At 73.2% G+C, this 9,913-nt stretch carries 6 protein-coding genes; 2 read left to right on the top strand and 4 right to left on the bottom strand.

The genetic code is table 11. From position 1 onward, the window contains the following. Positions 1-128: 128 nt before the first annotated feature. Complete coding sequence (locus tag ACFYR0_RS20680; RefSeq protein WP_389329778.1) at positions 129-2,087, top strand: hypothetical protein; 1,959 nt, start codon at positions 129-131, stop codon at positions 2,085-2,087. Positions 2,088-2,304: 217 nt separating this feature from the next. On the opposite strand, the gene erpA is transcribed toward ACFYR0_RS20680, so the two are convergent. Beyond that, positions 2,305-2,661, bottom strand: coding sequence for an iron-sulfur cluster insertion protein ErpA (gene erpA / locus ACFYR0_RS20685; RefSeq protein ID WP_356688991.1), 357 nt, complete (start codon positions 2,659-2,661; stop codon positions 2,305-2,307). Positions 2,662-3,005: 344 nt separating this feature from the next. On the opposite strand from erpA, the gene nadA reads away from it, so the two are divergent. Next, the gene (gene nadA, locus ACFYR0_RS20690; protein WP_389329781.1) at positions 3,006-4,190 is read left to right on the top strand and encodes a quinolinate synthase NadA; all 1,185 of its coding nucleotides are present in this window, start codon (positions 3,006-3,008) and stop codon (positions 4,188-4,190) included. 82 nt (positions 4,191-4,272) lie between these two features. Here the strand turns inward: nadA and ACFYR0_RS20695 are convergent, their stop codons facing one another. From ACFYR0_RS20695 to ACFYR0_RS20705, 3 genes are all read right to left on the bottom strand, one after another. Beyond that, on the bottom strand, positions 4,273-7,398 hold the full coding sequence (locus ACFYR0_RS20695) for an efflux RND transporter permease subunit (RefSeq protein ID WP_389329784.1): 3,126 nt from the start codon (positions 7,396-7,398) through the stop codon (positions 4,273-4,275). Positions 7,399-7,553: 155 nt separating this feature from the next. Then, positions 7,554-8,231 (bottom strand): response regulator, encoded by a 678-nt coding sequence (locus tag ACFYR0_RS20700; protein WP_389329787.1) that lies wholly within the window; start codon positions 8,229-8,231, stop codon positions 7,554-7,556. Beyond that, a complete protein-coding gene (locus ACFYR0_RS20705) occupies positions 8,228-9,445 on the bottom strand; it encodes a sensor histidine kinase (protein ID WP_389329790.1) in 1,218 nt (405 codons plus the stop codon). Before ACFYR0_RS20705 ends, ACFYR0_RS20700 begins: the two co-directional genes overlap by 4 nt. Positions 9,446-9,913 lie beyond the last annotated feature (468 nt).

The raw sequence follows: 9,913 nt of genomic DNA on the forward strand, positions 1-9,913 counted from the left end.
GCAACCGGGCTCACCCAGGAGGCTGAACGCCCGCGCCGGAGGGAACCGCACGCTCCCCTGCTACGTCTCATCGCCGTCCCCCGTGGTGGGGATGTGGGATACGGCCCTCCAGCAGCAGGAGCGATGCGGTGAACACCGAGCGACCCGACAACCCCGACCGCGACGACGCCGTCACGGGTGAGGCCGGCGCCGCCGACAGCCCCGGCGCGAGCGACTCCGCCGGGGCCGCGGAGCGTCCACTCGACACGGCAGGGCCGGCCGAGACGGCCCCGGCCGACGCGAGCACCGCCGACCCGACCGAGGCGGAGGCCGACGCCGAAGCCGAAGCCGAGGCGGAAGCCGACGCCGAAGCTGAAGTCGAAGCGGGAACCGAGACGCCCGAAGCCCCGGACGCCGCCGAGCCGTCCGACGCGCGCAGGGCGGCCGACGCTCCCGAAGCCCCGCAGGACACCGCTCCTGCGGCGGACGGCGAGCGGGCCGAGAACCACGAGCCCGCCGCGGCCGCCGAGCCGCCCAAGGGCCTCCCGTCGCCCGCGCCCGCGCTCTCCGCAGGCGACGACCCCGACGAGCACACCGTGCGTCTCGCCGCGCGGGCGTCCGGCGAGGCGCCGTCCACGGGCGGGCGCCGCCGGTCGCCGCTGGTCGCGGCCTCCGTCGCCGCCGCCGTGCTGCTGGTCGCGGGCGGCGGGGCCTATCTCGCCGCGTCCGCGGCCGACCGCTCGGGCGGCGAGACCGCCTCCGGGGCGGCCGGCGGCGACGGCACTCCCCCGCCGCTCCCCATCGACGGCTACTCCGAGGGCGGCGGCGAGGGCATCGCGCCGGGCGAGCCGAACCCGTACGGCGCGGTCTACCGGGCATCGGGCGAGCTGCCCGACGGCCCCGGCTCCGCGGCCGTGTTCCGTGCGCGGGGCCAGGTCGACAAGGCCGAGGTGGCCCGGCTCGCGGCGGCGCTCGGGGTGGAGGGGACGCCGGTGCTCCAGGGGCGGTCCTGGCGGATCGGCGCGAAGGACGGCTTCGGCCCGACCCTCCAGGTGAACCTCGACGCGCCGGGCACCTGGACCTTCCACCGCTACGCCCCCGGCACGGACAACTGCAAGAGCACCACCGAGTGCCCGCAGCGCGGCCCGATGGCCCCGGCCGACGACCCGGTGAGCGAGGAGGCGGCGAAGAAGGCGGCCGCCCCGGTGCTGAAGGCGGTCGGCCAGGACGACGCGAAGGTCGACGCGAGCCAGGTCATGGGCGCGCAGCGCGTGGTGAACGCCGACCCGGTGATCGGCGGGCTGCCGACGTACGGCTGGATGACCGGGCTGACGATCGGTGTGGACGGCGAGGTCGTCGGCGGCAGCGGACAGCTCGAGGCGCCGGTGAAGGGCGACACGTACCCCGTGCTGGGGGCGGGCGAGACGCTGGAGCAGATGAACGCGGGCCAGACCGGCCAGGGTTCGGGCGTCGGCGGCTGTGCGAGCCCGGTGCCGCTGGAGGACGGGACCGAGCCGGTCGCACCGTGCGAGCCGGAGCCGGCGCGGCCGCAGGAGATCGAGGTGCGGGACGCGGTGTTCGGTCTCGCGTCGCACTATGTGGGCGCGCGGCAGACGCTGGTGCCGTCGTGGCTGTTCGAGGTGCGGGCGCCGGGCGCGCAGGACTCCTTCACGGTGACGCACCCGGCGGTGGAGCCCCGCTTCTTGGTCGCGCCGACGCCGGTCCCCTCGGACGTACCGCCCGGTGAGCCGACCGCGCCGCCGAGCCCGCGGCCGACGGGCCCGGACGTGCCGACCGCGGCGCCGGCGCCGCGTGACGTGCAGGTGGAGGCGTACGCGGCCGAGGGCCGTGAGCTGACCGTGCGCTTCACGGGCGGGGTGTGCGCGGACTACGCGGTGAAGGCGGCGGAGGACGCGGAGCGGGTGACGGTGACGGTGACCGAGAAGCCATGGCCGGACAAGGTGTGCATCATGATCGCCAAGGAGTTCCACCGGACCGTGCAGCTGGACGAGCCGGTCGGTGACCGCCGGGTGGTGGACTCGGGCGGCCACGGGGTCCCGCTGGACAAGCCGGGTGCCCGGCTGCCTAAGACCTCCATGGCCCGCTGACCGCGCCCCCAAAGGGCTCGGAAGTCACGCGACCCGGCCACGACCGCGCCCCGAAAGGGGCGCGGGGAACTGCGCGAGCGGCCACGACGGCGCCGCGGACGCCGGACGGCTCACGCGGCACACACGACGAAGGCGGCGCTCCCGGTCACGCCGGGAGCGCCGCCTTCGTCGTGGCTCGCACGGCTCGCCCCGGAGGGCCGCCGCAGGGGGCCGCGGGTCAGCTGAAGGAGTCGCCGCAGGCGCAGGAGCCGGTCGCGTTCGGGTTGTCGATCGTGAAGCCCTGCTTCTCGATGGTGTCGACGAAGTCGACCGTGGCGCCGCCCAGGTACGGAGCGCTCATGCGGTCCGTGACGACCTTCACACCGCCGAAGTCCTTCACGACGTCGCCGTCGAGCGAGCGCTCGTCGAAGAAGAGCTGGTAGCGCAGGCCGGAGCAGCCGCCGGGCTGGACGGCGACGCGCAGGGCGAGGTCGTCACGGCCTTCCTGGTCGAGCAGGGTCTTGACCTTGGACGCGGCGGCGTCGGTCAGGATGATGCCGTCGGTGACGGTGCTGGTCTCGTCCGATACGGACATCTACATCTCTCCCGGGTTGTACGGAGACTGCTTGCCGACGGTTGCAACCGGCGGGGCCTCGGATTCATTCCGGGCCGGTCCATGGAGTTCACGCCGGGCCGGTCCTTCTTCATGCTCGCACACGGGCCGGGAAGCGGAAAACGTCCTGTCCGGACCGCCAGGGGGTGACATCAGGACGGTCGCGGGATTCATGTCACATCGACACTATGGCCATCGTCAAACTGACGTGAAGCGGTTATGATAGATAGCGTCATTTCGACGAAAAGGTCGAAGAGTTCGTCCCGTATGACCCGCCGGTCCGGCTTCCCGGTCCGGCGAGCCGCAGAACAGAAAGGGTGCGTGTCGTGACCACCGCCCAGAGCCAGGAGCTCGACGTACAGCCGACGCCCCTCGCCCTGCTCCTGCTCGGCCGCGAGGCCGACCCGCGCAGCGAGCGTGGCGTCGAGTGTCCCGGTGACCTCCCCTCGCCGTCCGACCCGGACCTGGTCGAGCGGGCCCGCGCGGCCAAGGAGAAGCTCGGCGACAAGGTGTTCGTGCTCGGCCACCACTACCAGCGCGACGAGGTCATCCAGTTCGCGGACGTCACGGGCGACTCCTTCAAGCTGGCCCGCGACGCGGCGGCCCGCCCGGAGGCCGAGTACATCGTCTTCTGCGGTGTGCACTTCATGGCCGAGTCGGCGGACATCCTGACCTCCGACGACCAGAAGGTCGTGCTGCCGGACCTGGCCGCCGGCTGCTCCATGGCCGACATGGCGACGGCCGAACAGGTCGCCGAGTGCTGGGACGTGCTGACCGAGGCCGGCATCGCCGAGCAGGTCGTGCCGGTGTCGTACATGAACTCCTCGGCCGACATCAAGGCGTTCACCGGCAAGCACGGGGGCCTGATCTGCACCTCGTCCAACGCCGAGCGCGCCCTCGACTGGGCGTTCCAGCAGGGCGAGAAGGTCCTCTTCCTGCCCGACCAGCACCTCGGCCGCAACACCGCCGTACGGGACATGGGCATGTCCCTGGACGACTGTGTGCTCTACAACCCGCACAAGCCGAACGGCGGTCTGACCGTCGAGGAGCTGCGCGCGGCCAGGATGATCCTGTGGCGCGGCCACTGCTCGGTGCACGGCCGCTTCAGCCTGGACTCGGTGAACGACGTCCGTGAGCGCATCCCGGGCGTCAACGTCCTGGTGCACCCCGAGTGCCGGCACGAGGTCGTGGCCGCGGCGGACTACGTCGGCTCGACCGAGTACATCATCAAGGCGCTGGAGGCGGCCCCGGCCGGTTCCAAGTGGGCCATCGGCACCGAGCTGAACCTGGTCCGCCGGCTGGCGAACCGTTTCGCGCCCGAGGGCAAGGAGATCGTCTTCCTCGACAGGACGGTCTGCTTCTGCTCCACGATGAACCGCATCGACCTGCCCCACCTGGTCTGGGCCCTGGAGTCGCTGGCCGAGGGCAAGCTGGTCAACCGCATCGAGGTCGACAAGGAGACCGAGGCGTTCGCCAAGCTCGCCCTGGAGCGGATGCTGGCCCTGCCGTAACCGCCCGGCCGCGGAACGCGGGAAGGGCCCCGGACCTCACGGTCCGGGGCCCTTCCGCCGTCGGTTCACCCGATCGCTGGGGTCACACCCCCGCGGGCTCCGGCTCCTCCGACGCCACCGGCTGGGCCGGCACGCCGGCCTTCTTCTGGCGCTTGGCCTCGCGCTTCTTCGCGCGCCGCTCCTTGCGGAGCTCCAGCATCGCGTAGAGCGTCGGGACCAGCAGCAGGGTCAGCAGGGTCGAGGTGATCAGGCCGCCGATCACCACCACCGCCAGCGGCTGGGCGATGAAGCCGCCCTCGCCGGTGACGCCGAGCGCCATCGGGAGCAGGGCGAAGATCGTCGCCAGGGCCGTCATGAGGATCGGGCGCAGCCGGTGCCGACCGCCCTCCACGACGGCCTCGACGACGCCGTGGCCCTGGGCTCGGTACTGGTTGATCAGGTCGATCAGCACGATCGCGTTGGTCACCACGATGCCGATCAGCATCAGCATGCCGATCATCGCGGGGACGCCCATCGGCGTGCCGGTGACCACCAGCAGGCCGATCGCGCCGGTCGCGGCGAACGGGACGGAGACCAGCAGGATCAGCGGCTGGGCCAGCGAGCGGAAGGTCGCCACCAGCAGCATGAAGACGATCGCGATCGCCGCGAGCATCGCCAGGCCCAGGTTGGCGAACGCCTCGTCCTGGTCGGAGGACACACCGCCGATCTCGGCGGTGGCGCCGGCGGGCAGCCTCAGCGCGTCGATCCTGGACTGGAGGTCGGCGCTCACCGCGCCGGTGTTGTCGCCGGTCGGCCGGGCGGTGACGGTGGCGGCCCGCTGACCGTCGATCCGGGTCATGGAGACCGGCCCGTCGACCAGTTCCACGGTCGCGATGTCACCCAGCTCCACCGGGCCGAGCTTCAGCGCGCGCAGCTCGGCGAGGGTGCCCGCGGGGTTCGCGGAGCGGATGACGACGTCGCGCTCGGCGTCGTCCAGCGTGGCCTTGGCGGCCGGGGTGCCGCGCACCGCGTGGGCGACGGCGAGGCCGAGCGTCTGGTCGCTGAACCCGGCGGCGGCCGCCTTTTCGTTGGCCTCGACCGAGATGCGCGGCACGCTCTGCGCGAGGTCGCTGGTCACGTCGGTGACGTCGTCGAGCTTCGCGACGGTGGCGCGGACCTGCTCGGCGGCCCGGCGCAGCGCCTCGCCGTCGGCGGCCTTCACGACCACGCTGAGGTCCTGGCTGCCGAAGCCGTCCCCGGCCGCGACCGTGGTCGTGCCGATGCCGGTGAGCTTCTTCAGCCCGGCCTCGATGCGGTCCACGACCTCGTCGGAGGAGGCCGACTCCGCCAGCATCACGTTGTACTGCGCCTGGTTGGTGTCCGTGCCGCCGCCGAAGGCCGCGAGGAACCCGGAGGAGCCGACCGTGACCTGGTAGTCCTTGACGCCCTCGATACCGTCGAGCAGCCGCTCGACCTTCTTCGCCTGCTCGTCGGTCGCGGCGAGGCTGGTGCCGGGCGCCAGCTCCTGACGGACGGTGAGGACCTCCTGGTCGCCCTGGTCGAAGAAGTTGGTCTTCAGCAGGGGGGCCATGCCGAAGGTGCCGATCAGGATCACGGCCGCGAGGGCCACGCTGGTCAGCCGGCGGCGCGTGGCGAAGCGCAGGACGGGGACGTAGAGCCGCTGGAGCCTGCTGTTCGCCTCCTTCTCCTCGGCCTTGCGGCGCGCCTCCTCGGCGTCCTCGGGGGTGCCCTTGGGGGCGCGCAGGAACCAGTACGACAGCACGGGGACGACCGTCAGCGACACCACCAGGGACGCCAGCAGCGCCGCCGTGACGGTGAGGCTGAAGGGGCCGAACAGCTCGCCGACCATGCCGCCGACGAGGCCGACGGGCAGGAAGACGGCGACGGTGGTGAGGGTGGAGGAGGTGACGGCGCCGGAGACCTCGCGCACGGCGGTGAGGATCGCGGACTGCCGCTCCTCGCCGTAGCCGAGATGGCGCTTGATGTTCTCCAGGACCACGATCGAGTCGTCGACGACACGGCCGATGGCGATGGTGAGGGCGCCCAGCGTGAGCATGTTCAGGGACAGGTCACGCGTCCACAGCACGATCAGCGCGAGCACCACGGACAGCGGGATGGACACCGCCGTCACCAGCGTGGAGCGGACCGAGGCCAGGAACACCAGGATGATCACGACCGCGAAGAGCAGTCCGAGCCCGCCCTCGGTGGTCAGGCCGTCGATGGCCTTGGACACGGCCGGGCCCTGGTCGCTGACCACGGTGACGGTCGCGCCGGAGCCGAGGTCCGCGCGCATCGCGGGCAGCGCGTCCTCGACGGCCTCGGAGATGGCGACCGCGCTGCCGTCGTGGTCCATGGTGACCATCACGGCGAGGCTGGGCCGGCCGTCGGTCCGGGTGATCGCGTCCGCCGGGGCCTGCTCCTGACGGACGGTCGCCACGGAGCCGAGGCGCACCGGCCGCCTGCCGCCCTCGCCGGTGACCATCAGGTCCTCGACCTGCGTCAGCGAGGTGTAGCCGCCGCCGACCCGGACGGTGCGGTTGGCGCCGTCCTCGTCGAAGGAACCGGCCGGGACGGTGGCGCCGCCCGCCTGGAGGGCCTGGGCGAGGGACTGTGTGCTCAGCCCGGCGCGGGCCAGCTTCCGCTCGTCGGGCGTGACGGTGACCTGGAGGTCACGCACACCGTCGACGGTGACCTGGCCGACCCCGTCGATGTCCTTCAGCCGCGGGACGACCGTCCGGTCGAGCCGGTCGGCCAGGGCCTGCTGGTCCTCGCCGGAGGTGACGGCGAGCACCACGGTCGGCATGTCGTCGGTGGACCCGGCGACGACCTGCGGGTCGACGGAGTCGGGCAGCTGCGCACGGGCGCGGTTGACGGCCTGCTGGACGTCGGCGACGAGCTGCTCGGTGTCGTTGCCGTAGTCGAAGGACGCCATGATCACGGCGTTGCCCTCGCTCGCCGTGGAGGTGACGCCGGTGATGCCGTCGACGGCCTCGAGGTTGTTCTCGATCGGCTCGACGACCTGCTTCTCGACCACGTCGGGGGAGGCGCCCTGGTACGGCGCGAGGACCGACACCATGGGCAGTTCGATGGTCGGCAGCAGCTGCTGCTTGAGCTGGGGGATCGCGATGGCCCCGAAGGCGAGCGCGATGATCGACATCAGCCCGATCAGGGCCCGTTGCGCGAGGCTGAATCCGGACAGCCAGGACATGGGTCAGGGTCTCTCTTCAGTGGCCGGAGCGGAGGAGGGGGCGCGGGGGGAGCGCCCACCCCACACCCTGTGCCCTCCACGGGCCCGGCCCGTACCCCGCAGGTCCCGTTTCCTTATGCCGCGCATACTGCGGGTGGAGTACGAGCCTCCGGGTGTCAGTCCACCCGGGGTCGTACCAGTCCCGATTCGTACGCGATGACGACCAGCTGCGCCCGGTCGCGGGCACCCAGCTTGGCCATGGCCCGGTTGACGTGCGTCTTCACGGTCAGCGGGCTGACGGTGAGCCGCTCGGCGATCTCGTCGTTGGAGAGCCCGCCGGCGACCTGCACCAGCACCTCGCGCTCCCGCACGGTCAGCGCGTCCAGCCGCTCGGCGTGCGCGGGGTCGCGGTCGTCGGCGCCGCCCTGGGCGAGGAAACGGGCGATCAGCCCCTTGGTGGCGGTCGGCGACAGCAGCGCCTCGCCGCCCGCCGCGACCCGGATCGCGTTGAGCAGTTCCTCCGGCTCGGAGCCCTTGCCGAGGAACCCGGCGGCTCCCGCCCGCAGTGACCGCACGACGTAGTCGTCCACCTCGAAGGTGGTGAGTATGACGACCCGGACGTCGGCCAGCGCGGGGTCCTCGCTGATCATCCGGGTGGCCGCCAGTCCGTCGGTGCCCGGCATCCGGATGTCCATCAGCACGACGTCGGTGGGCCGCTCCTTCGCCAGCCGTACCGCCTCGGCGCCGTCGGCGGCCTCCCCCACGACCTCCATGTCGGGCTCGGAGTCGACCAGCACCCGGAACGCGCTGCGCAGCAGGGCCTGGTCGTCGGCGAGCAGCACGCGGATGGTCATGCGGGGTCCTCCTGCGGGCCGGTGCGGTTCCTGACCGGCAGGATCGCATGCACCCGGAAGCCGCCGCCGTAGCGGGGACCGGTGGTCAGGGTGCCGCGTACGGCGGTGACGCGCTCGCGCATGCCGAGCAGTCCGTGACCGCCGCCGTCCGACGCGGCGGGGTCGCCGTCGCCGTCGTCGAGGACGCTGATCTCGATGCTCGGGCCCACCCGGACGACGCTGACCTCGGCCCTGGCGCGCTGCCCGCCGTGCTTCTGCACATTGGTCAGTGCCTCCTGGATGACGCGGTACGCGGCGAGGTCCACGGCGGCGGGCAGCCGGGCGCCCTCGTCGGTGCGGGCGACCTCGACGTGCAGGCCGGCCGCGCGGAAGGTGCCGACCAGCTCGTCGAGGCGGTCGAGTCCCGGGGCGGGTTCGGTGGGCGCCTCCGGGTCGCCGGACTGGCGCAGCAGGCCCACGGTGGCGCGCAGCTCGTTGAGCGCGGAGCGGCTGGCGTCGCGGACGTGGGCGAGGGCCTCCTTCGCCTGGTCGGGCCGTCTGTCCATGACGTGGGCGGCGACCCCGGCCTGCACGTTGACCAGGGCGATGTGGTGCGCGACGACGTCGTGCAGATCGCGCGCGATCCGCAGCCGCTCCTCGGCGACCCGGCGCCGGGCCTCCTCCTCCCGCGTGCGCTCGGCCCGCTCGGCCCGCTCGCGGATGGCCTCCACGACGGCCCTGCGGCTGCGTACGGCGTCGCCGCCGGCCGCGGCCATGCCCGTCCAGGCGAAGATGCCGAGGTTTTCCTGGGCGTACCAGGGCAGGGGGCCGCAGAGCATGGCCGCGCCGGTCAGCACGGTCATGGTGAGCAGGCCCACGCGCCAGGTGGTGGGGCGGTCGGTGGTGGAGGCGACGGTGTACAGGGCGATGACGGCCGCCATGGCGACGGGGGCGCGGGGGTCGCCCGTCACGGCCTCCACGAGGGAGAGGCCGCCGGTGACGGCCAGTACGGCGAGGGGGGCGCGGCGGCGGAACACGAGCGCGGCGGCGGCGAACGCCATCAGTACGAGGCTCAGGGTGTCCGGGGTGCGCAGGCCCCAGGTGATGCCGTTCGCTCCGTGGGGGTCCACGAAGGAGCCGGCGACCATGGCCGCGAGGACGGCGGACGCGAGGGTTGCGTCCAGCGCCATCGGGTGCGCCTTCGTGCGGGCGCGGAGGCGGTCCAGTGGGGTCACGGCCATCTACGGTAACCGCCCCCGACGAGGTGCCCGGCGGGCGGCTGAGCCGTACGGTGCGCTGCTCGGCGTCGCGGCGGGAAAAGCGGGGGCGGTGCGCAGCTCGGCGTCAGCGACGTACCGCCCGGTGGTCGCTGAGGGCGGGGCGCCGCGCGACCCGGCGTCAGGAAGTGCCGCTGGGTTGTCGCTGGGGCGGGGGCGTCACGCAGCTCGGCGTCAGCGAGGTGCCTCCCCCGGAGGAGGGATCCCCAGCGCCCACCCGTGCCGCCCCTGGCGGCACGCATGCCCGCGGCGGCAGGCGGTCGCGGACGGCGCGGAGGGACACGGGCGGGGCGGGGGGTGTCCGCCCGCGACGGCCACGGACGAGGACGGAAGACGCGTGCGACGCGAAGCGCCCACGGGCGGGGGCGTCAGCCGCGTACGGCGGGGAGGGGACGGGGCGGGGGGTGTCCGCCCGCAGCGGCCGCC

The sequence above is a fragment of the Streptomyces sp. NPDC005017 genome (assembly GCF_042873115.1).
GTDB lineage: Bacteria > Actinomycetota > Actinomycetes > Streptomycetales > Streptomycetaceae > Streptomyces.